Origin of the sequence: Campylobacter sp. LMG 17559 (assembly GCF_024723605.1) — a bacterium.
In the GTDB taxonomy this organism is placed as follows: Bacteria; Campylobacterota; Campylobacteria; order Campylobacterales; family Campylobacteraceae; genus Campylobacter_D.
Genome location: NZ_JANQCZ010000008.1, coordinates 57,411 through 81,344, shown reverse-complemented (window position 1 = coordinate 81,344; position 23,934 = coordinate 57,411). Strand labels below are relative to the sequence as shown.

The window sequence follows — 23,934 nt, the reverse complement described above, 5'->3', positions numbered from 1 at the left end:
AGTGGGTTTAGTTTAGTTGATGAAGGATTTTAAGCAAACTCCATCTACATTTAATTCATAAGCTTTTTTCAGGTTATTTTTTAAAGTATCAAGTAAAAATAAAATTTTAGAATCAAACATATAAAACTCGGCCATCTTTGATGCAATTTTTGCCAAATTTTCATCTTTTATTAAAATATATTTTGCACCCAATGCATTAGAAAGTAAAATTTCTTCTTCGTTTTTAACAAAAATACCAAAATCTACTTTTTCATCTTTTGCATTTTTAATAACCGATTCATCATATTCAAAACAATTCACATTGGTTTTAATAAAAATATTTTCATAATGACTAAATTTTTGCATATTTATCAAAGGATGTCCAAAAATTAACATAGCTTTTCCTTTACTTTTAAAAGACAATAATTTCTAAAACCACGGTTGAAAATTTTATAATCTTTCATTCCTTGTAGTTCATCATAAACATCACTACCTTTATAAAGCAAAAATGAAGTTTTTTCATCATAAAAACCATTTGAAATTTCAATCAAAGGTTTTATATCCATCAAAGCCCTTGATGTGATTAAATCTACTTTGAAAGGTAAATGATTTTGTAATTTTTCTTTTATGATATTTATATTTATCAAATTAAGCTCAGTTTTAATCACTCTTAAAAAAGAAGCCTTTTTAACACTGGGCTCAAATAGAAAAAAATTACTATTTTCCAAAATACATGCTAAAAATATTGCAGGAAAACCAGCCCCACTTCCAACATCAACAATCTTTTTTTTATCAGTCAAATCACAATAGTCTAAAATTTTTATACTATCAATAATATTGTCGTCTATGTTTTCAAGATGAGTTAGATTATGCACAGCATTAAATTTTTTTAACAACTCTTTATAAAGCGCGATTCTTTGGTAAAAATCATCTTTATTTGCAAAATCTTTTAAAAAATTTAATTGCTCTTCATAAATTTTCAATTTAAATGCCCCATTTGCGTATGTTTAATTTCCAAATAATCTTTATTAAAACGATTTGCTTCAATTAAAATAGGAATTCTTAAATTTACTTTTCCTTTTAAAGAGCTAAGTTTTTCAGGATTATTAGTCAAAAGATTAATCTTAGTAATCTTATAATGTTTAAGTATAAAATCTACTATTTCATAACTACGCTCATCTGCTTTAAATCCTAATTGATGATTTGCCTCTATAGTATTAAAACCTTTATCTTGTAAAGCATAAGCATTGATTTTATTAAAAAGTCCTATACCTCTTCCTTCCTGTCTTAGATAAATCACCATACCACCATGCTCTTGGATATATTTTAATGAAAAGTCAAGTTGCTCACCACAATCGCATTTTAAACTTCCTAAAACATCACCTGTTAAACATTCTGAATGGATTCTAATATTAACTTCTTTTTCTAATTTTCCTTTAAAAATACAAAGATGCTCTTTGTCATTTTCTTTAAAACTTTGTATATTAAATTCTCCAAAACGAGTGGGAAGTTTTGCTATTTCAGAAATTTGAATAGTCATTATTTTCTTCACCTTTTTACAAAAAATATGCTAGAATTTAAGCAATTTTAACAAACAAAAAGGAAATTTATGTTTAAACGTTTTAGAAGATTAAGACTAAATGAGAATATTAGAAGTCTAGTAAAAGAAAATACTTTAAATTTAGATGATTTAATCTACCCCCTTTTTGTTGTAAATGGTACTAATATTAAAAATGAAATCGCATCTATGCCAGGTGTGTTTCAAATGAGCTTAGATGAAATTTTAAAAGAATGCGAAGAACTAATTAGTCTTGATATTAAAGCTATTATTTTATTTGGTGTGTTGGAAAGTTCTAAAAAAGATAGCTGTGGAAGTGATGCATTGAGCGATGATGGTTTGATTGCTACAAGCCTAAGAGTTATTAAGGCAAAATTTCCTAATTTAGTAGTGATAACCGATCTTTGTTTTTGTGAGTATACTGATCATGGTCATTGTGGTATTATTGATCCAAAAAGTAAAAGCGTGGATAATGATTTAACTTTAGAAATTTCAGCCAAACAAGCTCTAATTCATGCCAAAAACGGCGCTGATATGATAGCACCAAGTGGTATGATGGATGGTATTATTGAAACTTTAAGAAAAACTTTAGATGAAAATGGTTTTGAAAATTTACCTATTATGGCTTATTCTACTAAATTTGCCTCAGCTTATTATGGGCCTTTTAGAGATGTGGCTGATTCTGCGCCAAGCTATGGGGATAGAAAAACCTATCAAATGGATTTTGCTAATGGTAAAGAAGCCTTATGCGAGAGCTTAGAAGACGAAAAACAAGGTGCTGATATTTTGATGGTTAAACCAGCACTTGCGTATTTAGATGTAGTTAAAGATATAGCAAATCATTCCAAACTTCCACTTTGTGTGTATAATGTAAGTGGCGAATATGCTTTATTAAAAGCAGGTCAAAAAGCAGGTGTGATTGATTATGAAAAAATAGTACTTGAAACTATGCTTGCATTTAAAAGAGCAGGAGCTAAGCTTATCATAACTTATCATGCAAAAGAAATTGCAAAATTATTAAACAAGGAGTAAGATTGGATAGTCTAAGTAAAAAAAGTTCTCAAGATATCATTAATGAATTATCAAATTATTTGGGTATAGAAAAACACAATCAAACCATATTTCATCTAACTCATATAAACGAAAAAGAAAAAAAATTAAGCTTAAAAAATGGCCATGAATTAGCACCTGAACCATGGTTTATAGTAGATGAAAATGGCGAAGTTAAAACTATGTTTTCAGTAAAAACCCTAATTGAGTTTTTACAAAATGCCAAAGAGGTGCAAAAAGATAATTTTGAACTCAAATTAGAAAAGGCTATTTATCAACAAATTCCTATTGATTTTAACGATGTTTGGACAGTTGCTATGGATGAGATTAAACATCAAGTTGCTAAAGGCGTAAAAGAAGTAAATATTGATTTAGATCAACTAATTAGCAATATTCATACTAAACATCCTAATTTGTTTATTAATATGAAAGAAATGATGCAAAAGGTAAAACCAAATGAAAGATTATAAAAGCTTTGTTAAATACTCCAAAGCAGGCCCAAGATATACATCTTATCCTACTGCAGTGGAGTTTAACACTCAGTTTAAATATGAAGATTATATACAAATTTTAAAAGATCAAAAAGCACAATTGTCTTTGTATTTTCATTTGCCTTTTTGTAGAAGCGCTTGCTATTTTTGTGGTTGTAATGTAATATATACTGCTAAAGAAGAAAGCAAAGAAAGATATTTAAATTATCTTTTTAAAGAACTTGATCTTTTAGCAAATATCATCAACACCCAAAGAGAAGTAGCTCAAATGCATTTTGGTGGTGGTACACCTACATTCTTTTGCGCCAAACAATTACAAAGTTTGATTTTAAAAATTAAAAGCATTTTTCCAAATTTTACCCAAGATAGTGAAGTAAGCTGTGAGATTGATCCTAGATTTTTAAATGAAGAACAAGCCGATGTTTTGATCCAAAATGGTTTTAACCGTATTAGTTTTGGCGTGCAAGATTTTGATGAAAAAGTTCAAAAGGAAATTCATAGAATTCAACCTTTTGAATTAACCAAAAATGCAGTAGATATGGTAAGAAAAAAGGGAATTAACTCAGTAAATATGGACTTAATCTATGGTCTTCCTTATCAAAGCCTAGAAAGTTTTAAGCAAACTTTAGAAAAAGCATTACTAATCAATCCTGATCGTTTTGCTATTTTTAACTATGCACATGTACCTTGGCTTAAAAAAAATATGAGAAAATTTGATGAAAGCACATTACCAAGCCCTGATGTAAAACTTCAGATTTTAGAATACTGTGAAAAATTTTTAACTCAAAATGGTTATAAAATGATAGGAATGGATCATTTTGCAAAACCACAAGATGAACTTTTTAAAGCTTTAGAAAATGGTAGCTTGCATAGAAATTTCCAAGGCTATACTACAAAAGGCGGAACTGATTTAATTGGCATTGGCTTAACAAGTATAGGCGAAGGACAAAGACATTATATGCAAAATTTCAAAGACATGCCAAGTTATGAAAAAGCTATTGATGAAGGTAGATTACCTTGTGAAAAAGGTATTATGCTTGATGATGATGATGAATTAAGAAAAGCTGTTATTATGGAACTTATGAGTAATTTTGCACTTAATATAAAAAATATAGAAAATAAATTTAAGATTGATTTTTTTGAATATTTTAAACAAGATTTAAAAGAACTTGAAGAACTTGGCGAATTTGTCACTATAGATAAAAACCATATCAAGGTTAATGAAACAGGAGTACTTTTAATACGTAATATTGCTATGTGTTTTGATAAATATTTAAAACGCATTAGCGAAGACAAAAAAGTATTTTCTAAAACGGTTTAATATGCTAAATGTTAATGAAATTTCTAATGCTTGCGTAAAATGTGGCAAATGCATACCAGTTTGTACTATACACGAGATAAACCGCGATGAGAGCACTTCTCCTCGTGGTTTTTTGGATTTAATTAGTGCTTATAAAAATCAAGAACTAGAACTTGATAAAAATCTTAAAAAAACTTTCGAATCATGTTTTTTATGCACAAATTGCGTTGAAGTTTGTCCAAGTCATTTAAGAGTAGATAGTGCTATTGAAAAAGCACGCTTTGATATAGCTCAAAAATTTGGCATAGCATGGTATAAAAAGCTTGCTTTCTTTTTTTTAAGACACAGAAAGATTTTAGATATCTTAGCAAGATTAGGCTATGTTTTTCAAAGTTGTGCTTTTAGCTTGCAACATAAAAATTTAGGAATGAAAGCTAAATTTAGCCTACCATTAATCAAAAAAGACCGCTTATTACCTTCTTTAGCTAAGAAAAGTTTTTTAGCCTCTAATCCTGATTTTATAAACAATCAAGGCGAAAAAACTATAGGACTTTTTATAGGTTGTTTGTCTAATTATTCTTACACTAATACAGGTTTTGCTTTGCTTGAAATTTGTAAGCATCTTAAAATTAATGTAGATTTATTAAAAGATCAATCTTGTTGTGGTGCTCCTCATTATTTTACCGGAGATTTTAACAGCGTAGAAAAATTAGCTAAAAAAAATATCATTTATTTTGAGGAAAAATTAAAAACACTAGATTTTATCATTATCCCAGAAGCGACCTGCTCTGCGATGATTAATATAGATTATGAACATTTTTTCCATATGCAAAATGATGAAGAATGGGCAATAAGAGCTAAAAATATTTCCAGTAAAATACTACTTGCAACAAAATATTTTTATGAATACACTAATTTAGAAGAACTTTTAAAAACAAAGAAAAAAATAAACACAAAAATCGCATATCATGATCCTTGCCATGCAAGAAAAATGCAAGGGGTTTTTAAAGAACCAAGAGCTTTACTAAAGCAAAATTATGCTTTTAAAGAACTTATCAAGTCAAACGAGTGCTGTGGTTTTGGTGGAGTTAGCATACAAACTGATCATTATGAAAAAGCTTTGCAAGTTGGCATAAAAAAAGCTCAAAACATACAAAAAAGTAATGTAGAAATCATTAGCGCAGAGTGCTCAGCTTGTAGAATGCAAATTTCAAATGCATTAGAGTATGAAAAAATCTCCACACAATTCTTACACCCTTTAGAACTTATAGCTAAAACACTTCAAGATTGAAAACTAATCTTGATGTTTAATATCTTCAATGTTTGATCTATTTTTTTCTATTAAAATTCTATTTTGTTCTATGTTTTCACTATTTTTCTTGCATTCATTTTTTAAAATCTCTATATTTTTATGCAAAATCTTTATTTTTCTTTCATAACGATTAATCAGCAAAAACACTATAAATAAAAATAAAATTAAAATAGCCCAATTTAAAAATGCCATATTTATCCTTTCTTTAGATATATTAGTACTTTTTATTTTAAATTACAATTCTTTTTAAATTTGGAGAAAGTTTTACTAAAATTTCATAATTAATAGTATTAAAAAAGTTGGCCATAACATTTGCATCATTCATAACACAAATTACCTCACTATCATTCTCGCAAGAAAAGCTATCCATAGACATTTTTCCAAGTATTTTTTTACCATTAGGAAGAAAAAAATCTTTTTTACCATCATAACGCAAAAGCCCATCAGCATAACCTAAATCATAAGTTGCTATTTCGATATCTTCTTTTGCACTATACATTCCACCATAACCAACACTTTGACCTTTTTTTAACACTCTTTGGCTTAATTTTTCAGCCCATAAACTCAAAACCCTACGCAAGTCTTTATTAAAATGCGCATAACCAAACTGTACAAGCCCTACTCTACAATACTCATCATCTTCTAAAGTATTTGCTCTAAATAAAGCTTCAGAATTATGAGAATGAAATACTAAGTTCTTAGCCTCTTCTTGTAATAAATTATAAATTAACTTTTTAGCGTATTGAAATTTTTGTTTTTGCACAAAATAACTTGCATCTACTTCATCACTTCCTGCAAAATGCATCATCACTCCATGAAGTATCAAATTATTACTTTTTAACCCTTGCATCACTTCTTGAATTTCTTCAAGAAAAATTCCATTTCTATGCATGTTTGTATCTATGACTAAATGAATTTTTGTATTTTTTTTAAGCTTTTTTATGTCATTTTTTGCATTTAATGCATAAATAAATTTTTCACTTTCATTTCCATGTGGATGATGAGATAAAATTAAGATATTATCAAAAATATTTTCAAGCTCTTTTGCTTCGTCTTCATTTTTTACGGCTATAAAATTTATACCTTTTGCTCTAGCTATAGGAGCTAAAAATTTAGCTCCATGACCATAAGCATTATCTTTAAAAACACAAATTACTTTTTCATAACCTCCAGCCTTAGAGGCTATTAGGTCAAGATTATACTCATAAGCTAAGCGATCGATTTTTATATAAGCCATTATTGTTCAGCTAAAATTTGCATTTTATCTTCAACTAGCTTAACATAAAGAACTTTTTCTCCTTTGAATTTATAATTAGTACTACGATAATCTTCATAAAATCCTATTCTAAAAATCTTCTCATTTTTATCATTTGGATAAGGACTTATGCTAAGATCTGAAAATTTAATAGTTTTTTCTTCTTTTTTAGCAAAAATTCTTTGCTTGTTTTTTGCAAACTGCTCATATGAAAATTTATTTTTATGTTTGAATATTTTTTGATCATAAAAAGATAAGTATTTGTCAATGTCACTTTTTTGCCAACTATCTTTCCAAGCAAATAAATTTGCTAACAAAATAGCAACTTCTTCATGGTTTGTTCTTACTTTATTTTTTTCTTCTGTCATTGCATATGATTTTCTATCAGCGACTAATTTATTAAAATCTTCTAGCAAATCATTTTGCACAGCAATACAGCCTCTAGTTTTATAAGTATCTAAACGCGTTCCATCTAAAGGATATCCATGAATCCAAATTCCACCACCTGTTTTACCTAAAGTTTTATCTAAAACATTTGGATAAGTTGTTGCAAAAGCAAATGGTCCATAATATGGATCACCAGGATAAAATTTCTTTCCAAGCTCATAAAAGCCTATAGGAGTTTTTAAATCTCCTTCTATTTCTTTATCTCCAGCCAAACCAGTTAAAACATCTTTTTGAATAAATTTCTTTTCTACTTTTCCATCATTATAATGATAAACTCTAATGATTTTATCGCTTTTATTAGTCAATACAATAGCTACATTTTCTTCATAGTAACCAAGGCTAACATTTTTATCTTTTATCTCATCAAGCCAAAAATCTTCCTTGCTTAATTCTTGCTCTAACACCTTTTCAACTGCATCAATACCTTGATTTAAATAAATTTTTGCAAGTTCACTTGCATTTACAAATACAACCAGACTAAATAATACTAATATAGTTTTAAACAATTTATACCTTTCTATTAAAATTTAAAACAACAAAGAGATAATTATAATATTTTTACAATAAATATATTTTTAATTTTTTCCGTGTATAATGTTTATGATTGACTAAAAAATATAAAGGAATGATAATGAAAAAATTACTTAGTTTAGCTATATTAAGCACCTTTGCTATTGCAAATGAAATCACTATAAATGATCCTTATGTTAGACAAACTCCGCCAAATTCTAAAACAACAGCAATTTTTTTGGAACTTAAAAATAATTCTGATAAAGATATAAAACTAATAAAAGCTCAAAGCTCATTAAGTGATACAACTGAAATTCACGATCATATCATGGAAAATGGTAAAAAAATGATGGTGCAAATCCCTCAAATTACTATAAAAGCTAATTCAAGTGCTGAACTTAAGCCAGGTGGCATGCATATTATGATACTAAATCTTAAAGAGAATATCACACCTCAAACCAAAGCTAATTTAACACTTTATTTTGATGATAATAGCACAATTGAACTAAAAGATATCAAGTCAAGAAGTATTAAAAAATAATGAAAAATCTACTTATCTTTGCCCTAGCTATAATCTTTGCTATATGCGGGGCTTATTTTTATACTAATTCAACAAATTCTGGGAAAAAAAGAGAGTTAATCACCACTCTAACGCCTTTAGCATGCGATCTAAACACTCAAGAGTGTGAGTATAATTTTAAAGATAAAAAAATCTTGATAAATTTAAATCCAAAGCCTATAGTTACACTAAATGAACTTGATTTAAATATCACTAATTTAGGTGAGTTTAAAAAACTAAACGCTAGAGTTTATGGGCTTAATATGTATATGGGAGATATTGTTCCACAATTTAAAAAAATCAACAACACTTATCATGCTAAATTAGTTTTAAGTTCTTGTACACTAGATGTGATGCGTTTTAGAATAGAACTTTTTGATGATGAAACTCCACTAGATTTTTATTTTGACTTTGATGTAAAAAGGTAAAGCATGAAAAAAATAAATATTTTTTTATTAATTGTGGTAATTTTTGGGGTGTTTTTTATATCAGTGCAATATTTTGAAAATAACAAATACAATTTTCACTTAAATTCTGAAAAAGGCATACTTAGTTTAAAAGATTTTATCGGTAAAAAATTGATTGTATATTTTGGTTATACATATTGTCCTGATGTTTGCCCTAGTGAACTTGCCTTAATTGCTAATGTTTTAGAAAAAATGCCAAATAAAGAAAAAGCTCATGTGGTGTTTATCTCACTAGATCCAGCAAGAGATAGCAATCTAACTCAAACTAGTCAATGGGTAAAATATTTTTATCCAAATTCTACTGCTTTAGTTGCTAAAGATGAAAAAGAATTAGAAAAAGTTACTAAAAATTATGGTGTGGTATATGAAAAAATCAATCTTAAAGATTCTGCTATGGGATATTCTATAGCGCATAGTGGTGAATTTTATCTGATCGATGAAAAGGGAAAATTTATTAAAACCATAAAAGATATTAGTTATGAAAGCTTTTTTAACGAAATTCAAAAATTCTTAAACGAATAAATTTTTACAATTTATTCGTTTCTTAAAGTATCTAAAATATCTACTTGAGTTGCTTTTTTGGCAGGATAATAAGAAGATAAACTTACAATTACAATAGCTCCAAAAAGTGTAATACAAAAATCAACTAAAGAAAGCTCTAAAGGCAATTTACTCATACCATAAACATCACTTGGTAAAGAAATGATGTCAAAATTTCCAAGCACCCACAAAGCAATAGCTGCAAGAATCACACCTGCTATAATACCACTTCCACCTATTAAAAAACCTAAAGAAAAAAAGGTTTTTTTAATCTCTAGCTTACTAGCTCCTAAGGAAAGCAATAAAGCTATTTCGCTACGTCTATTCATCACTATCATCAATAAAGAGCTTACTATGTTTAAACTTGCAACTAAAATAATCAACATTAATACTATAAACAAAGCCCTTTTTTCTAAAGCAAGAGCTGCAAAGAAATTCCCATTTTGTTCCCACCAACCGATGCTAGCATATCTTGCACCCAAAAAAGCATCAATTTGTTTAATATCTTCAAAGGGTTTATTTGAATACACATGCACTCCATCATAACTTCCTTGGGGATATGATAAAATTTTAGATAAGGCTTTAGCATCTGTATACATATAAGCTTTATCATAGGCTAATAACCCTGAAGAAAAATCAGCCTTAATATCAAATCTTTTAACCTGCGGGATAAGCGAAAGTCCACTAGCATTAAGATTGGAAAAAATTAGAGTTATTTTTTCATTATAATCTAGTCCAAATTCATCTTTTAAACCCTTACCAATTAAAATATCAAAATTATCTAATTTTTTATCTCCTAAAGCTTGAGCTACTACTTCATTGATCTTTTTTTCATCTTCAAAATTAACCCCAAAAAGCATACCGCCTTCTAATTTTAAATCATTTCTTGCTATGACTTGAGTAGCAATATAAGGACTAAATAATAAATTTGGAAATTTAGCTCTTAATTCTTGCAATAATTTATCATCCACACTTGCTCCAAAACGTGGCAATATAGTGATAGGATAATTCATAGTAAAAAGTTTTCTTTCAAATTCCTTATCAAAGCCATTCATAATAGCCATTGCAACTAAAAGCACGCAAAGCCCTATACTCACACCTAAAAAGGCTAAAATTTTTGAAAGCATGATAAAGGGTTGATCTTTATCAAAACGCAAATATTTAAATAATAAATAACAAGGGATACTTTTTTGCATTTTATACTCTTAATATTTTTTTAAGTATTTTAACTTGATTTTTATAAAAGCTAGCTTTGTATTTATTTAAGATAATATACAAAAGCACTATTATCATGAAATTCAACTATAAATCTTAAAGGTAAAATTCTTACATAAGTTTCACTTTGAGCGCTTGCTTGTTCACTTTTTACAAAATCTTTTACATCTATTTTTGCATTAAAAAAGCAATCAATTAAATCATTTTTGTGAGCATTTAAAAAATTAAATTTATCTAATTTTGTCATTTTCTCTTCATCTACCATGCCAAAATCATTGCGCACTAAAGACTTCAAGTCACTTGATGTATAAACTAACTCACAAGCATATTCTAAATTCTTTTTTTTGCTCTTGGTCATAGCCATAGAAATAGTTTCATTTTGATGAAAAAGGATTAAATTTTTATTAGAGAGTTCTGCCCAAAATATAAATTCATCTTGGGCAGTAGCATTAAAAATTATAAGGATTAATAAGCAAACAATTCTTTCCACTTGTCAGCATCGATTTTAAGTTCTACATTTACTCTATAAAGACCATCTTTAAAGTCTTGATCAACTACACTTGCATTTTTAATCAAACCATTTACTTGTGCTGTAATAGTTGAACTTTTAAGCATTGCATCTTTTACTGTATCTTTACCATTAACTCTTACACCATATAACTTACTAGCTAATTGTCTATAAGCATCAGTGATTGCTGCTCTTTTAGCTAAGGCCAAAGCTTGACCAACAGAAACTGTATTTAAAGGAGCAATACCCTCACCCACTGCTGTAAAAGTTAAATCATTGTCTGTGCTTGTATCATTTGCAAGCATTTTTTCTTCTCTAATGATATTACGCACATCATCTTTGTCTACTTTTTGAACTACAACATCAGAACTTGCAGCTTGAGTAGCTTGAGCTTGAGCAGGTTTCGTACCTCTTTGATCTAGTGCACACGCACTAAAACCTAAAGCCAAACAAAACATAAAAATAACTTTTTTCATTTTTACACCTTCAATTTATTTGATATTATTTAAGATAGCAAAAAGCATTCCAGAATTTTACTATTCTAAATTTAAATCCATATTAGTTTCAGCATCTAATTCCTCATCTTCTTCTTTAGGGCATTTAGCAATGCTTACAACCTCATCATTTTCAACATTAACAACAATCACACCACTTGTGTTTCTACCTGCTTTTCTAATACTTTGCATATCAACGCGTATCATCTTACCACTGCTTGTTAATGCCATTAAATCCATACTTTCATCGACTATAACTATTCCGATTAAATCTTTTGTTTTAGCAGTAAGTTTCATGCATATTACACCCTTACCACCTCTACTTTGAAGTCTATATTCACCTGCATCAGTACGCTTACCTATACCTTTTGCGCTTACGCTTAAGATTTCTTGCGCGTCATTTTCTATAACAACAGCACCCACAACTTCATCATCTTTTTCTTTAAATTTAATCGCAGTCACCCCTCTACTTACGCGGCCAATCTCTCTAACTTTAGCAAGTGGGAATTTAATACACATACCTTTTTTAGTAACTGCAAAAAGCATTTTACCACTAACAATTTCAAACTCTTCGCTATTTTCATTTGTTTCAATTTCCAGATTATCTTCTGCTTCTAAGTTTTCGTCTGTATTTATATTTACAATTTCATTTTCATCCCTTGCTACGATAATTGCAGTAACAAGTTCATCATTTTCATCTAGATTAATCGCTTTTACACCCACGCTTCTAATGTTTTGATATTCACTTAAATTTGTGCGTTTTACGATACCATTTTTAGTAAAGAAACACAATGATTTACTTTCATCAAAATCAGTGGTTGGAATAATTGCCATGATTTTTTCATCTGCTTGTAGATTAATGAGATTAACCACAGCTTTGCCTTTAGCAGTTCTACTTCCTTCAGGAATTTTATAAACCTTAAGCCAATAAAGCTGTCCACGATCAGTAACAAACATCAAAGTATCATGTGTATTTGCCGTAAAGAAACTTTCTATAAAATCATCATCATAAGTTGTAACCGCGACCTTACCTTTACCACCGCGTTTTTGTTTTTCATATTGCTTACTTGGAACACGCTTAATATAGCCACGATGAGTGATAGTAACTACCATATTTTCATTTGGTATTAAATCTTCTATATCAATATCATCATAGTCATCTTCAATTTGAGTAATTCTTGGTACATCAAATTTTGTTCTGATTTCTTTTAACTCATCTTTGATTAAATTTTCAAGCAAAGTTTCGCTTTTTAAAATTTGATCAAGCCTTTCAATTTCTGCTAATAATTCTCTTAATTCATTATCAATTTTTTCTCTCTCAAGACCTGTTAAACGGCCTAATTTCATATCTAAAATAGCATTAGATTGAAGCTCGCTTAGACCAAATTTTTGCATTAATAAATTTTTAGCCGTTGGATTATCAGGAGAGTTTTTAATCAAAGCTATCACTTCATCAATATTATCTAGTGCTATTTTTAAACCTTCTAAAATATGCGCTCTAGCTCTAGCTTTTTGCAGCTCATAAATAGTTCTTCTAATAATTACAGTTTTTCTATGATTTAAGAATAAATTTAAAAGTTCAATTAAAGAAAAAACTTTTGGTTCTTTATTATGTATAGCAAGCATAATTACACCAAAAGTGCTTTCCATAGTGGTAGATTTAAAAAGATTATTTAACACAATCTCGCTCATAGCATCGCGTTTTAGCTCAATTACTACGCGAATTCCTTCTCTATCACTCTCATCTCTAACTTCAGCAATACCTTCGATTTGTTTTTCTTTAGCAAGTTCAGCAATTTGCTCTATCAATCTTGCTTTATTAGTTTGATAAGGAAGTTCATCTATTACAATAATATCTTTATTAGCTCTTTTTTCAATATGGGTTTTTGCTCTTACTTTTACCCTACCACGACCTGTGCGGTAAGCTTCTATAATACCCTTTTTACCAAAGATAATACCACCGGTTGGAAAATCAGGGCCTTTGATAAATTGCATTATTTCTTCTAAGCTTGCATTTTTATTATCAATTAAATAAAGCAAACCATCAATAAGCTCATTTAAGCTATGCGGAGGAATATTAGTAGCCATACCTACTGCAATACCACTTGAACCATTAAGTAATAAATTTGGCACCCTAGCAGGTAAAACATCAGGCTCACTCATAGAATCATCATAATTTGGTATAAAATCAACTGTATCTTTTTCTATATCACGCAAAAGTTCTTCAGCTAAAATCGTCATCCTAGCTTCAGTATAACGCATTGCAGCAGCACCATCACCGTCAATAGAACCAAAGTTTCCTTGCCCATCTACGCTTGGATAACGCATAGAAAAATCTTGTGCCATTCTTACTAAAGCATCATATACAGCTGTATCACCATGTGGATGGTATTTACCGATAACATCACCCACTATACGCGCTGATTTTTTGTATGCACTACGACTTCCAACACCTAAATCATTCATAGCATATAAAATTCTTCTATGAACAGGTTTAAGCCCATCTCTAGCATCAGGTAAAGCACGGCCTATAATAACACTCATAGAATAATCTAAATAACTACTCTTTATAGAACTTTCTATATCTATATTTTCAATATCTGAATCTTTAGTAAAAATATTTTCCATAAAAATCCTTAAAATTAATCTTTATATTTTAGCAGATTATTCTTTTGCATTAGCTAAAACTAAAGCAAAAAGTACTTCGATATTATTTTTTTCTAAAAGCTCTCTTGCTTCAAGCAAACTTAATCCCGTAGTTACAACATCATCTACTAAAATCACAGGATATTTTGGACGCTTTAAAAGCTTATAAGATCTTTTATTATCTTTACGAAATTGCAAACTTTTTCCACTATATTTAAATTCTGAATTAGCTTGCAAAGCATGATACATAGGTTTTATAAATTGAGTTTTTAAATGTTTGGTTAAAATAGCAGTATGAGAGTAGTTTTTGTATGTTTTATCATCCAAGGCTATGGCATTAATTTCACAAGAGGGTTGAAAAAAATCTTTAAATTTAGCAAAACTTAGTTTTGCAAGCGCATTTAAAACAAAATATCCTTGAAATTTGTGTTTAAAATAAATTAGATGTTTAATTTGTTCATATTGATAAAAATAATAAACCTTAAAACCTTTATCAAGTTCTCTTATACCTAAAGAATATTCTAAAAGCTCTTCCTTGCAAGCTGGACAAAAGCTCGCAAAGGAAAATCCATGGCAACTAAAACACCTCACAAAGAGCTGATAATATCTGCAGATTTATTAGCTACTTGTTTTATAAGAAGCTGAGTGAAGAAAGGCAGATCTTTAATATTATAAAAACCTTTAACTTCTTGTTTAGTTTTAATGTTAATAGTTTTATTAGTGTTAATATCTTTTAATGTTAGCTGACTAGCAATAATTGAAAATAAAGAATTAGAATCAAATTTAGAATAAAAATCATTAAAACTCAAATCTACTCTTAAAACATAAGGAGAATCTTGTGTATTTTCAACCACTACTATACCTCTATTTTCTAATTCTTCTTTTAAAAACACATAAAAATAGTAGTTAAAATTTTCATTAATATAATAATTATTTCCATTAGAAGAAGAATATTTCAAATTCTCATTTAAATCATACACTCTATGAATATAAACTTTTTTCAAAGAAGCACTTTTATCAATTGTTCTTTTATTTGTACAATACTTAAGTCCTACATCACTAATATACACAAGACCTTTAATTTTTGCTTCATATGCTTTAGAATCAGAAGGATTATAACACTGTGCTTGGATTTTTATAACTTCATTAACCTTAGCTACACCTTGATTTTTAGGGTTTACAGCACAAGCGCCAAAAAACAAAGCTAAAATACATACGAACATTTTTTTAAACATTATCTTTCCTTAAAAGCAATCATCTTTTTGATTAAGATGATTTTTAATCAGCAAAAATTATACCAAAAACAAATGAATTTTACTAAAAATTACTTTTTTTCACACAAAAATAATTTTGTAAAAAAAAATTATATAAAAATTAATATTTAAAAGAAAATTCATTTAGAATATGTTACAAAACTACAATATTTTAAAGGAGTTGTTAAATGAGTTCAAACACAAAAACACTTATAGTTATTGCTGATTTAGTGTTATTTATCGCTTTGCTTTATTTCTCCCCTTTTGGCGAAACTAAGGTAAACCAAGGATTATCCCTGTTGATCTTTATCGCTATATTGTGGCTTAGCGAAGCTTTGCATGTTACTATTACAGCTATTTTAGTACCTGTTTTAGCAGCCATCTTAGGATTATTACCTACTGCTAAGGCTTTAACAGGCTTTGCTGATTCTAATATCTTTTTATTTTTTGGTGGTTTTGCTCTAGCAGCAGCCATGCATCATCAAAAACTAGATAAGCTAATTGCGCATAAAATTTTAACCCTGGCAAAAGGACATTTAGGTTTATCAAGTTTATATATTTTTATCACTACTGCATTTTTATCTATGTGGATGAGCAATACTGCAACCGCAGCTATGATGCTTCCGCTTGCTATAGGTATGTTAGCTTCACTTGATCCACAAAAAGATAGAAATACTTATGTTTTCATTCTTTTAGGTATAGCTTTTAGTGCAAGTATAGGTGGTATAGGCACTATAGTGGGAACTCCGCCAAATGCTATTGTTGCTACTCAATTACACATTAGTTTTGCACAGTGGTTAAAATATGGTATTCCTATTGTTTTAATCTTTTTACCTGCAATGATTTTGATTTTGTATTTTATGTTTAAACCAAGGTTTAATCTACAAGTTGATTTACACACTGAAAATATAGAACTTACAAGACCTAGAATCATCACTTTAATAATCTTTTTAGTGGTTGCGCTATCTTGGATTTTTAGTGGCAATATAGGTCCTATCATCACAAGTATTTTTGGACATAAAATAGCAAATCTTGATGCAATTATTGCCTTGCTTGCAGCTGTTTTAGTATGTGCATTTAAAGTAATTGATTGGAAAAATGTACAAAAAAATACTGATTGGGGCGTGTTAATGCTCTTTGGTGGAGGTATTACTCTAAGTGTAGTGTTAAAGGATTCAGGTGCTAGCAAGGTTATGGCTGATACCATTATTTCATTTATAGAAAATGGACATTTATTTGTTATAGGCTTAATCATAGCATTTTTTATAGTATTTTTAACAGAATTTACCTCAAATACTGCTTCAGCAGCCTTGCTTGTGCCTTTGTTTATCTCTATAGCAGATACTTTAGGTGTTCCTGCTTTAGGACTTGCTTTAATTATTGCTATTGGCGCTTCTTGTGCTTTCATGCTACCAGTTGCTACACCACCAAATGCTATAGTTTTTGGTACTGGCCATATCAAACAACAAGAAATGGTAAGAGTAGGAATTATACTAAATATATTCTGTTCAATTAGCCTTGCAATAATTGCATATTTCTTCTGGTTATAATCTTTTAGTCCTTTTGGACTAAAAGATCTTTACATCTTAAAATATATTTTTTACATTTTCACTTTTATACAAAGCTTCTCTTATACACACACCTGCTAAATTTAAATCTTTTAAGTGGTTTATAGTTTGAGTATTTATGCCACCTATGGCATAAATGGGTATTTTTGAAACTTCTAACAAATCTTTTAAATTTTTTATACCTTTTGGAGCTAAATCAGCCTTACAAGAACTTTTAAATACATGCCCAAAAAAAGCATGATTTACTTTAAGTTTATAAGCTAAATCCAATTCTTCTTTAGAATGGATGGAAGTACCCAAAAGCTCAAATTTTTTATAGCTTTGTAGGTAATTTTGTAAAACAAATAAAGGAGCATGAAAAAATTGATGATTTAATTTTAAACAAACTTCATAATGATAATGCAAAAAGCAAATCTTTTGAGTTTTATTAAAAATTTTTAATACTTCTTTGGCTAATTTAGCGTATTCTAACTCATCTAAATGTTTTTCTCTAAGCACTAAAGCATCAATACTACTTTGGCTTAGTTTTTCAATAAAATTTAAAAAATCTCCTTGGGTATTTTGACTATCGCTAATAGCAATGATTTTTTTATCCCACATAAATACTATCGCTCATTATAGCTTGCAAATTTGCATTTTTTAACATAGATAAAACCTCATTAACACTACGCATATCACTAATTTGAAACTGATCATCGCCTTTTTTATCACCTTGATGCTCACCCACTCCCACGCTCACACCTGCACTCATTTTAGTAGCTCCAAGTTTAATAACTCCGTCTCTAAATCCTGCTCTTTCACGCGTAGAAATCGTAATACCTGCAAAAGGTAAAAACAATCTATAAGCACATAAAACTTGCAAAAGTCTTGTTTCGCTTACATCTTTTGGATGAATTTTTTTATTATTAATAATAGGTCTTAATCTAGGGATAGACAAAGCTATTTCAGCATGAGGGTATTTTTGCTGTAAAAAATACGCATGCAATGCCGTAGCAAAAGCATCTTTTCTAAAATCATCTATACCAAGTAAAGCTCCAAAAGCAACCCCTCTCATACCCGCTTTTAACGCTCGTTCTTGCGCATGAAAACGATACTCAAATACACTTTTTTCACCTTCAATATGAATTTTAGAATAAGTTTTTTGATTGTAAGTTTCTTGATAAACACTTACATATTCGCAACCCTTCTCATGAAGCAATGCATACTCATCTACATTCATAGAATAAACTTCAATCCCAACGACCTTAAAATACTCTTTTGCTATCTCACAAGCTTTGGCAAGATATTCTACGCTAGCATACTCCCTGCCCTCACCCGTTAAGAGTAAAATTTCTTCCAAACCACTTTTTTTAATCTCTTGCATTTCTTTGTGAATTTCAGCCTCATTTAGCTTAGCTCTTTTAATGTTATTTCCTTTTTGAAACCCACAATAAGTGCATTTGCTATTGCAAAAATTAGAAAGATATAAAGGTGTAAAAAGCAAAATGGAATTTCCAAAATATTTTTGAGTAATCTTGCTTGATTTTTGCGCCAAATCTTCTATAAAATCTTCCGCTGTGCTTGAAAGCAAGGCTTTTAAATCTTCTAAGTTAAGATAATCTTTAGCTAAAGCTTGTTTTACATCAAAAGCGCTAAATTTACTTTCATCAAAATTTTCAACTTCTTTTAAAACCTTAGTTAAAATTTCACTTTCAATACTTTGCATATGAGGATATTTTTGCATTTTAATCTCTTAAAAAACCACTCAAAGGCGAGCTTGCACTTGGCATGCTTTCATTTGCTATGCCTGCTAAATACGCATTATATCCTGCATCTATAGCTAAAGCAAAAGCCTTTGCCATTTTTGCTACATCTTTAGCTTGAGCTATGGCAGTATTTACCATCACTGCACTTACTCCCATTTGCATGGCTTCGCAAGCTTGTGCGGGATTTCCTATGCCTGCATCAACTATAATAGGCAAGCTAATTTCGTTAAGCAAAATTTGTATAAATTCTTTAGTTTTTAAGCCTTTATTGCTTCCTATAGGTGCTCCAAGAGGCATTATAGCAGCAGCTCCCACACTAGCCATAGCACGTGCTGCATATAAATCAGGATACATATAAACTAAAGGTGTAAAACCCTCATTTGCTAAAAGTTCCACTGCTTTTATACTTTCATAATTATCCGGTAATAAATATTTACTATCGCTAATTACTTCAACCTTAATCATATCTCCACAACCAAGCTCTCTTGCAAGTCTTGCTATACGCAATGCCTCATTGGCATTTCTTGCACCTGAAGTATTTGGTAAAAGCTTAATATGCTTTGGGATAAAATCAAGTATATTTTCTATGCCTTTATCATTTACCCTACGCAAAGCTAAGGTGATAATCTCAACTTTTGCTTCTTCAATAGCTGATCTTATAAGCTCAAAAGAAAATTTCCCAGAACCTAAAATAAACCTAGAATTAAACTCATATTTTCCTATTTTTAATTTTTCCATTACTCGCTCACTAAAAGTTCTAAAACTAAATTTGCTTGATGTCCTGCACAAATATTTACACGCGGTGCCATAAGTCCATTGCCTACTTTTGCCTCGTTTTTTAAATCACCACAAACATAAAAGTTTTTTGCGATTTTTCTTGTTTGTATGCTATTACTATCTCCATATCCTGCTAAGCCAGAAGCACAAATTAATGTTTTTTGAGGATAGTGTTGGTGAAAATTTTGCGCTAAAAGAGCTTTATATTTTGCACTATCAAAGGCTTCACAAACTAAATCATCATTTGTAAAAAGTTCGGCTATATTTTCTTTTTCTATTTTTAAAACTTGTGCAAATACTTCTATAAAAGGATTAATTTTAGCGATTTGATCTTTTAAAGCTTCAGCCTTAAATTTACCCAAATCTTCCACCATATAAGCTTGGCGGTTAAGATTGCTTGGCTCCACCACATCAAAATCAATCAAATGAAGCCTACCAACCCCACTTCTTGCTAAATTTATAGCTATATGCGAGCCAAGCCCACCAAGCCCACACACTGCCACACTTGCCTTTTTAAGTTTATCATGAAGTTTTGGAGTATGTCTTGCCCTCATCATCGCATCAAGAGCTTCATATGGGGGTAAAGTATTTTTTTCTATACAAAAAAGCTCATCATTTTCTTTTAGTTCCAAACTTTCTTTTGTCGCAAAACCATTGACTATCCATACATCATTTTCATTTTTACTCACATTTTGAAAAAATTCCAAAGTGTTTTTAAAATGTGTGTCTATCATACTACCATTAAATTTAATTTTCATCAACCACCACCTACAAAAGTAACAATCTCTACTTTATCATTTTCTTTTAAAATTAAATTTTCAAATTTATCCCTTGGGATAATTTCTCCGTTTAATTCTAAGGCGATAAATTCTATTTTTAATTGCTTTTCTTTAACATAATCCATAAATCTAAGCTCTTTTAACTCAAGCTTTTGTCCATTGATAATCATTTAAAACCTTTATTTATTTTACTTAAAATACTTACTCGCTTGCATTATTATAATTAAATCTTAAAATAATAGCTTCTTTTACCTCTCCAATATCAATAGCATCTTCTAAATTATAACCAAGTCTCAAAAGTAAAATTTCCAAATCTTTTTTAAATTTTATTTTTGTAGGTTTATTATGATAGGTTTCATTTCTAGCTTTTCTTATTTGACTTAGTTTTGTCTTAAGATGTTCTTTGGCGCCAAAACTTGGTAAGACTTGATTTTTATATATTTTTTTATCTTTAAATATATAAGCAAATTCACTCCAATGATCTATCAATATCTCTTCTAAATCAATCAAACAAAAATCATCAAAAATTTGCCAAGTGCTATTATATTCATCTATTTTTTGACATCTCTTTTTAACTTTTTTTAAAAGATTTTTCAAAGCAGGATTAAAAACTTCTTCACCAGTTTTAAACCAATCATCATCTAACTTATTATACAAATTTGCTATTTTTACTGCTAAAATACTTCTTAGAGCATTTTCATAACATTGTAAAAGTAAAAAATTTGCTTGATGATTTTTGCGTCTTTTGGAATAAATTTTCATAATTAGTTCAAACAAATCTTCGCATTTTTGATTTTTTTCTAAAATCTTTTGTGCTTCTTTGCAAGCTCCCCACAAATATCCAAAATGCAAAACATTGATCCCTTTTATCATTCTAAATTTAAAATTGATAAATAGCTTTTCTATTTTTTCATAGCTACTTACATCAAGCTCAAAAGACATTTTACTTCCTATTAATTCCATTTTAAAAAATTAATGATATAATTTTAGAAGTTTAGAGGGCTAACTTGCCGGTAGCTGCAAGGTACTCTTAAATGAGAGGCTACTCTAAATTCCTATTACATCCATGTTTTTTCCTAATTAAAATTCTCTAATAAATCTTTAAAAACTAAATACAATTTTTCAAGCTCTTCTATACTCACCCTCTCATCAATAGCATGAATTCTATCATTACATACGCCAAATTCTACTACTTTCACACCAAACTCAGCAAAATATCTTGCATCGCTTGTGCCACCTTTGGTGTTAAGTTCTGGCACTACTTGAGTGATTTTTTGTACACTCTCATTTAGCTTTTGTACGATTTTAGAATCACTTTGTGTTAAAAAAGGTTTTGAACTTTGATTCAAACACAACTCATAATCAAGTCCTTCGCAAATCTTTTCTACATAAGCTTTTACATCTTCTAAGCTAGTTTGTGGAGAATTTCTTACATTAAACATCAGTTTTAAATCATTTGGAGTTACATTGCACACTTCCATACCACCGCGTATATCAGTAATAACAATTTTAGATGGTGCAAATACCTCATCACCTGGATCAAGATCAAATCCTACTAAAAATTTCAAAGCAGAAGCAAAATTATGCACAGGATTTATACATTTTTGCGGGTATGCTACATGACCTTGTTTACCTTTGATAAGTAATTTTGCATTAATAGAACCACGACGCCCTATTTTAATACTATCTCCAAATTTTTTATCACAAGTTGGCTCAGCAACCACAGCAAAATCAGGTAGCATATCTTTTTCTTGCATAAATTTAAGCACTTCAAGCGTGCCAAATTTAGCCTCACCTTCTTCATCGCTTGTTAAAATCAGTGAAATTCTTCCTTTGAAATTTTCTGCCTCCTTAACCGCACACATAAAAGCAGCCACGCCACTTTTCATATCTTGTGCGCCTCTTGCATAAATAAACCCATCTTTTTCTAAAGGCTCAAAAGGATCACTACTCCAACCCTCTCCTGCAGGTACTACATCTACATGTCCGCCAAAAGCCAAATGCTCGCCATCATCACTAAATTTTTTAGTCAGCAAAAGATTTTTCACACCTTCTTTTTCTATAAAAAAAGCTTCAAAATCACTTAACTCCACTGCGATATAATTTAATGCTCCATCATCATCTGGAGTGATGGATTTAAATTTACTTAATTCTTTAAAAATTTCAACTACTTGCATGTTTTATCCTATAAAAGCTTTATACAGCATAGAAAGAGCAAAATACTCTAAAATAAATGCTGAAAAAAGATTGATATAAAATATATGTTTGTTTCTTACAAGGGCTTTGAATTTAGACACAAAAAACGATAAAGTAAAAATCCAAAATACAATAAAACCCACCAAACCAAAAAGCAAGGCAAAAGAGTTTTTACTCTGCACGCTAAGTCCTGCTACACTCACCCAAAAACCTATAACATAAGGATTTGTAACATTTAAAAAAAATCCTTTACTAAAACCTTTTAAAGGATGAGTTTTATTTACCTTGTTAAGATCGACTTTTCTTGTTTTTCTTAGCATTAAAAATACCATAAAACTCAAAAAGAAAAAGCCAAAAACCGCTAGTATTTTATAAAAAAATTCATTATTTGCAAAGCTTAAAAGCCCAAGATTAATCAAAATCAAAAAAAGTATATCAGCACTTAAAGCACCAAGCCCAACGCAAAAAGCATTTTTAAAAGAAGACAAAGCAGTATTTAAGATCAAAATATTTACAGGCCCAAAAGGCACAGACACACCCATGCCTAAAACTATGCCTTGTAAGATTACTTCTAACATTTTTCTTCCAAGAAATTTTCTATATCAGTTTTGATTTTATCAATGGCTGTGCAAACATCTTCTATATAAACTTTTGTGAAATTACTTTCTAAATATTTATCCTCATCAAGATTGTTTAATATGCTTTGCTTACATGCTCTTGCATACTCTCCCACGGGTAAAACCTGCCCACTTGTGCCTATACATACAAATAAATCACAATTTTGTAATTTTTCATATAAAATTTTATAATTTGGTGCCATTTCTTCAAACATCACGATATTATGTCTTACACTTTTGCTTTGACATTTAGGACAAATTTTATCATCACTACTTTCATAACCTATGTTAAAAATATTTTCACACTCTAAACACCTAAGCTCAGGTAAAAAGCCATGCAAATACACCACTTCTTCACAGCCTGCTCGCTCTAATAAATCATCTACATTTTGTGTTAAAACGCTAATTTGTTTTGGAAATTTTTGTTTTAATAAAGCGATGATTTCATGTGCGTGATTTGGCTTAACACTAGCTAGTTCTTTTCTTCTTTTATTATAAAATTCTAAAACTTTTTTAGGATTTTTTCTAAAGCCAGTTGCAGAGCAAACTTCCATCACATCATGCTCTTCCCAAAGTCCACCACTAGCTCTAAAAGTCTTTATACCACTTGGAGCACTAAGTCCTGCTCCGCTTAATATCATTATATTTTTCATTGTTAAACCTCATTA

General features: G+C 29.6%; 28 protein-coding genes and 1 pseudogene. 8 read left to right on the top strand and 21 right to left on the bottom strand.

Annotated elements, in window-relative coordinates; all coding sequences use genetic code 11:
- Nucleotides 1-12: 12 nt before the first annotated feature.
- From CAMP5082_RS05635 to ribA, 3 genes are read right to left on the bottom strand one after another with little or no spacing between them, the layout of a single operon-like run.
- Complete coding sequence (locus CAMP5082_RS05635; RefSeq protein ID WP_263664190.1) at nucleotides 13-375, bottom strand: hypothetical protein; 363 nt, start codon at nucleotides 373-375, stop codon at nucleotides 13-15.
- Nucleotides 369-956 (bottom strand): 16S rRNA (guanine(527)-N(7))-methyltransferase RsmG, encoded by a 588-nt coding sequence (gene rsmG / locus CAMP5082_RS05630; RefSeq protein WP_412175147.1) that lies wholly within the window; start codon nucleotides 954-956, stop codon nucleotides 369-371. Before rsmG ends, CAMP5082_RS05635 begins: the two co-directional genes overlap by 7 nt.
- A 2-nt stretch (nucleotides 957-958) precedes the next feature.
- Entirely contained in the window at nucleotides 959-1,519 is a 561-nt protein-coding gene (ribA, locus tag CAMP5082_RS05625; protein ID WP_173776863.1) for a GTP cyclohydrolase II, read from the bottom strand.
- A gap of 69 nt (nucleotides 1,520-1,588) precedes the next feature.
- On the opposite strand from ribA, the gene hemB reads away from it, so the two are divergent.
- The 4 genes from hemB to CAMP5082_RS05605 are packed head-to-tail and all read left to right on the top strand — an operon-like array spanning nucleotide 1,589 to nucleotide 5,669.
- Entirely contained in the window at nucleotides 1,589-2,569 is a 981-nt protein-coding gene (gene hemB, locus CAMP5082_RS05620) for a porphobilinogen synthase (protein WP_337206158.1), read from the top strand.
- Nucleotides 2,570-2,571: 2 nt separating this feature from the next.
- Nucleotides 2,572-3,057: a DUF2603 domain-containing protein gene (locus tag CAMP5082_RS05615; protein ID WP_263664194.1), complete on the top strand. Its 486-nt coding sequence runs from the start codon at nucleotides 2,572-2,574 to the stop codon at nucleotides 3,055-3,057.
- Entirely contained in the window at nucleotides 3,044-4,399 is a 1,356-nt protein-coding gene (gene hemN / locus CAMP5082_RS05610; protein WP_263664195.1) for an oxygen-independent coproporphyrinogen III oxidase, read from the top strand. The genes CAMP5082_RS05615 and hemN overlap by 14 nt, the downstream gene beginning before the upstream one ends.
- Before the next feature lies 1 nt (nucleotide 4,400).
- A complete protein-coding gene (locus CAMP5082_RS05605) occupies nucleotides 4,401-5,669 on the top strand; it encodes a (Fe-S)-binding protein (protein ID WP_337206157.1) in 1,269 nt (422 codons plus the stop codon).
- A 3-nt stretch (nucleotides 5,670-5,672) separates the two neighbouring features.
- On the opposite strand, the gene CAMP5082_RS05600 is transcribed toward CAMP5082_RS05605, so the two are convergent.
- From CAMP5082_RS05600 to CAMP5082_RS05590, 3 genes are read right to left on the bottom strand one after another with little or no spacing between them, the layout of a single operon-like run.
- Nucleotides 5,673-5,882, bottom strand: a complete 210-nt coding sequence (locus CAMP5082_RS05600; protein WP_012661838.1) for a hypothetical protein — start codon at nucleotides 5,880-5,882, stop codon at nucleotides 5,673-5,675.
- A 37-nt stretch (nucleotides 5,883-5,919) separates the two neighbouring features.
- Nucleotides 5,920-6,927: an alanine racemase gene (locus tag CAMP5082_RS05595; protein WP_337206156.1), complete on the bottom strand. Its 1,008-nt coding sequence runs from the start codon at nucleotides 6,925-6,927 to the stop codon at nucleotides 5,920-5,922.
- Entirely contained in the window at nucleotides 6,927-7,898 is a 972-nt protein-coding gene (locus CAMP5082_RS05590; RefSeq protein ID WP_337206155.1) for a L,D-transpeptidase family protein, read from the bottom strand. The genes CAMP5082_RS05595 and CAMP5082_RS05590 overlap by 1 nt, the downstream gene beginning before the upstream one ends.
- 125 nt (nucleotides 7,899-8,023) lie before the next feature.
- Between CAMP5082_RS05590 and CAMP5082_RS05585 the strand changes: the two genes are divergently transcribed.
- The 3 genes from CAMP5082_RS05585 to CAMP5082_RS05575 are packed head-to-tail and all read left to right on the top strand — an operon-like array spanning nucleotide 8,024 to nucleotide 9,450.
- Complete coding sequence (locus CAMP5082_RS05585) at nucleotides 8,024-8,443, top strand: copper chaperone PCu(A)C (protein WP_039668649.1); 420 nt, start codon at nucleotides 8,024-8,026, stop codon at nucleotides 8,441-8,443.
- Nucleotides 8,443-8,889, top strand: a complete 447-nt coding sequence (locus tag CAMP5082_RS05580) for a hypothetical protein (RefSeq protein WP_337206154.1) — start codon at nucleotides 8,443-8,445, stop codon at nucleotides 8,887-8,889. Before CAMP5082_RS05585 ends, CAMP5082_RS05580 begins: the two co-directional genes overlap by 1 nt.
- A gap of 3 nt (nucleotides 8,890-8,892) precedes the next feature.
- On the top strand, nucleotides 8,893-9,450 hold the full coding sequence (locus CAMP5082_RS05575) for an SCO family protein (RefSeq protein ID WP_337206153.1): 558 nt from the start codon (nucleotides 8,893-8,895) through the stop codon (nucleotides 9,448-9,450).
- Nucleotides 9,451-9,461: 11 nt separating this feature from the next.
- Here CAMP5082_RS05575 and CAMP5082_RS05570 read toward each other — a convergent pair whose 3' ends face one another.
- The 6 genes from CAMP5082_RS05570 to mapA form a co-directional block, all read right to left on the bottom strand.
- Nucleotides 9,462-10,664 (bottom strand): ABC transporter permease, encoded by a 1,203-nt coding sequence (locus tag CAMP5082_RS05570; protein WP_337206152.1) that lies wholly within the window; start codon nucleotides 10,662-10,664, stop codon nucleotides 9,462-9,464.
- Between the two features lie 62 nt (nucleotides 10,665-10,726).
- The gene (locus CAMP5082_RS05565; protein ID WP_263679646.1) at nucleotides 10,727-11,173 is read right to left on the bottom strand and encodes a hypothetical protein; all 447 of its coding nucleotides are present in this window, start codon (nucleotides 11,171-11,173) and stop codon (nucleotides 10,727-10,729) included.
- Nucleotides 11,149-11,667, bottom strand: a complete 519-nt coding sequence (locus CAMP5082_RS05560; protein ID WP_263679645.1) for an LPP20 family lipoprotein — start codon at nucleotides 11,665-11,667, stop codon at nucleotides 11,149-11,151. The genes CAMP5082_RS05565 and CAMP5082_RS05560 overlap by 25 nt, the downstream gene beginning before the upstream one ends.
- Before the next feature lie 60 nt (nucleotides 11,668-11,727).
- A complete protein-coding gene (gene gyrA / locus CAMP5082_RS05555) occupies nucleotides 11,728-14,313 on the bottom strand; it encodes a DNA gyrase subunit A (RefSeq protein ID WP_337206151.1) in 2,586 nt (861 codons plus the stop codon).
- Nucleotides 14,314-14,349: 36 nt separating this feature from the next.
- Nucleotides 14,350-14,922 (bottom strand): ComF family protein, encoded by a 573-nt coding sequence (locus CAMP5082_RS05550; protein WP_263737022.1) that lies wholly within the window; start codon nucleotides 14,920-14,922, stop codon nucleotides 14,350-14,352.
- A complete protein-coding gene (gene mapA / locus CAMP5082_RS05545; RefSeq protein ID WP_263679641.1) occupies nucleotides 14,919-15,566 on the bottom strand; it encodes an outer membrane lipoprotein MapA in 648 nt (215 codons plus the stop codon). The genes CAMP5082_RS05550 and mapA overlap by 4 nt, the downstream gene beginning before the upstream one ends.
- Before the next feature lie 206 nt (nucleotides 15,567-15,772).
- Here mapA and CAMP5082_RS05540 point away from each other — a divergent pair, with 206 nt between their 5' ends.
- Nucleotides 15,773-17,134 (top strand): DASS family sodium-coupled anion symporter, encoded by a 1,362-nt coding sequence (locus tag CAMP5082_RS05540; RefSeq protein ID WP_263683233.1) that lies wholly within the window; start codon nucleotides 15,773-15,775, stop codon nucleotides 17,132-17,134.
- 4 nt (nucleotides 17,135-17,138) lie between these two features.
- Here the strand turns inward: CAMP5082_RS05540 and CAMP5082_RS05535 are convergent.
- From CAMP5082_RS05535 to CAMP5082_RS05495, 9 genes and pseudogenes are all read right to left on the bottom strand, one after another.
- A pseudogene (locus CAMP5082_RS05535) lies at nucleotides 17,139-17,752 on the bottom strand (thiamine phosphate synthase).
- Nucleotides 17,742-18,875 (bottom strand): 2-iminoacetate synthase ThiH, encoded by a 1,134-nt coding sequence (gene thiH / locus CAMP5082_RS05530; protein ID WP_337206150.1) that lies wholly within the window; start codon nucleotides 18,873-18,875, stop codon nucleotides 17,742-17,744. The pseudogene CAMP5082_RS05535 and the gene thiH overlap by 11 nt, the downstream one beginning before the upstream one ends.
- A 1-nt stretch (nucleotide 18,876) precedes the next feature.
- A complete protein-coding gene (locus CAMP5082_RS05525) occupies nucleotides 18,877-19,635 on the bottom strand; it encodes a thiazole synthase (RefSeq protein ID WP_337206149.1) in 759 nt (252 codons plus the stop codon).
- Nucleotides 19,635-20,435, bottom strand: coding sequence for a thiamine biosynthesis protein ThiF (gene thiF / locus CAMP5082_RS05520; protein ID WP_337206148.1), 801 nt, complete (start codon nucleotides 20,433-20,435; stop codon nucleotides 19,635-19,637). The genes CAMP5082_RS05525 and thiF overlap by 1 nt, the downstream gene beginning before the upstream one ends.
- Nucleotides 20,432-20,623, bottom strand: a complete 192-nt coding sequence (gene thiS / locus CAMP5082_RS05515; protein WP_066006795.1) for a sulfur carrier protein ThiS — start codon at nucleotides 20,621-20,623, stop codon at nucleotides 20,432-20,434. Before thiS ends, thiF begins: the two co-directional genes overlap by 4 nt.
- Before the next feature lie 31 nt (nucleotides 20,624-20,654).
- A complete protein-coding gene (locus CAMP5082_RS05510; RefSeq protein WP_337206147.1) occupies nucleotides 20,655-21,395 on the bottom strand; it encodes a CAAX protease in 741 nt (246 codons plus the stop codon).
- Nucleotides 21,396-21,529: 134 nt separating this feature from the next.
- The gene (dapE, locus tag CAMP5082_RS05505; protein ID WP_337206146.1) at nucleotides 21,530-22,630 is read right to left on the bottom strand and encodes a succinyl-diaminopimelate desuccinylase; all 1,101 of its coding nucleotides are present in this window, start codon (nucleotides 22,628-22,630) and stop codon (nucleotides 21,530-21,532) included.
- Between the two features lie 3 nt (nucleotides 22,631-22,633).
- A complete protein-coding gene (locus CAMP5082_RS05500) occupies nucleotides 22,634-23,227 on the bottom strand; it encodes a LysE family transporter (protein ID WP_337206145.1) in 594 nt (197 codons plus the stop codon).
- Nucleotides 23,221-23,919, bottom strand: a complete 699-nt coding sequence (locus CAMP5082_RS05495) for an SIR2 family NAD-dependent protein deacylase (protein WP_337206144.1) — start codon at nucleotides 23,917-23,919, stop codon at nucleotides 23,221-23,223. Before CAMP5082_RS05495 ends, CAMP5082_RS05500 begins: the two co-directional genes overlap by 7 nt.
- Between the last annotated feature and the right edge of the window lie 15 nt (nucleotides 23,920-23,934).

Excerpts from the sequence above, each read along its gene's own strand:
- CAMP5082_RS05575 (WP_337206153.1), top strand. The coding sequence starts at position 8,893 with ATGAAAAAAATAAATATTTTTTTATTAATTGTGGTAATTTTTGGGGTG.
- CAMP5082_RS05495 (WP_337206144.1), bottom strand. The coding sequence starts at position 23,919 with ATGAAAAATATAATGATATTAAGCGGAGCAGGACTTAGTGCTCCAAGT.
- dapE (WP_337206146.1), bottom strand. The coding sequence starts at position 22,630 with ATGCAAGTAGTTGAAATTTTTAAAGAATTAAGTAAATTTAAATCCATC.
- CAMP5082_RS05560 (WP_263679645.1), bottom strand. The coding sequence starts at position 11,667 with ATGAAAAAAGTTATTTTTATGTTTTGTTTGGCTTTAGGTTTTAGTGCG.
- CAMP5082_RS05510 (WP_337206147.1), bottom strand. The coding sequence starts at position 21,395 with ATGTCTTTTGAGCTTGATGTAAGTAGCTATGAAAAAATAGAAAAGCTA.
- CAMP5082_RS05605 (WP_337206157.1), top strand. The coding sequence starts at position 4,401 with ATGCTAAATGTTAATGAAATTTCTAATGCTTGCGTAAAATGTGGCAAA.
- mapA (WP_263679641.1), bottom strand. The coding sequence starts at position 15,566 with ATGTTTAAAAAAATGTTCGTATGTATTTTAGCTTTGTTTTTTGGCGCT.
- CAMP5082_RS05540 (WP_263683233.1), top strand. The coding sequence starts at position 15,773 with ATGAGTTCAAACACAAAAACACTTATAGTTATTGCTGATTTAGTGTTA.
- ribA (WP_173776863.1), bottom strand. The coding sequence starts at position 1,519 with ATGACTATTCAAATTTCTGAAATAGCAAAACTTCCCACTCGTTTTGGA.
- thiH (WP_337206150.1), bottom strand. The coding sequence starts at position 18,875 with ATGCAAAAATATCCTCATATGCAAAGTATTGAAAGTGAAATTTTAACT.
- thiS (WP_066006795.1), bottom strand. The coding sequence starts at position 20,623 with ATGATTATCAATGGACAAAAGCTTGAGTTAAAAGAGCTTAGATTTATG.
- CAMP5082_RS05595 (WP_337206156.1), bottom strand. The coding sequence starts at position 6,927 with ATGGCTTATATAAAAATCGATCGCTTAGCTTATGAGTATAATCTTGAC.
- CAMP5082_RS05600 (WP_012661838.1), bottom strand. The coding sequence starts at position 5,882 with ATGGCATTTTTAAATTGGGCTATTTTAATTTTATTTTTATTTATAGTG.
- CAMP5082_RS05570 (WP_337206152.1), bottom strand. The coding sequence starts at position 10,664 with ATGCAAAAAAGTATCCCTTGTTATTTATTATTTAAATATTTGCGTTTT.
- hemB (WP_337206158.1), top strand. The coding sequence starts at position 1,589 with ATGTTTAAACGTTTTAGAAGATTAAGACTAAATGAGAATATTAGAAGT.
- CAMP5082_RS05525 (WP_337206149.1), bottom strand. The coding sequence starts at position 19,635 with ATGGAAAAATTAAAAATAGGAAAATATGAGTTTAATTCTAGGTTTATT.
- CAMP5082_RS05585 (WP_039668649.1), top strand. The coding sequence starts at position 8,024 with ATGAAAAAATTACTTAGTTTAGCTATATTAAGCACCTTTGCTATTGCA.
- CAMP5082_RS05500 (WP_337206145.1), bottom strand. The coding sequence starts at position 23,227 with ATGTTAGAAGTAATCTTACAAGGCATAGTTTTAGGCATGGGTGTGTCT.
- CAMP5082_RS05635 (WP_263664190.1), bottom strand. The coding sequence starts at position 375 with ATGTTAATTTTTGGACATCCTTTGATAAATATGCAAAAATTTAGTCAT.
- gyrA (WP_337206151.1), bottom strand. The coding sequence starts at position 14,313 with ATGGAAAATATTTTTACTAAAGATTCAGATATTGAAAATATAGATATA.
- CAMP5082_RS05580 (WP_337206154.1), top strand. The coding sequence starts at position 8,443 with ATGAAAAATCTACTTATCTTTGCCCTAGCTATAATCTTTGCTATATGC.
- hemN (WP_263664195.1), top strand. The coding sequence starts at position 3,044 with ATGAAAGATTATAAAAGCTTTGTTAAATACTCCAAAGCAGGCCCAAGA.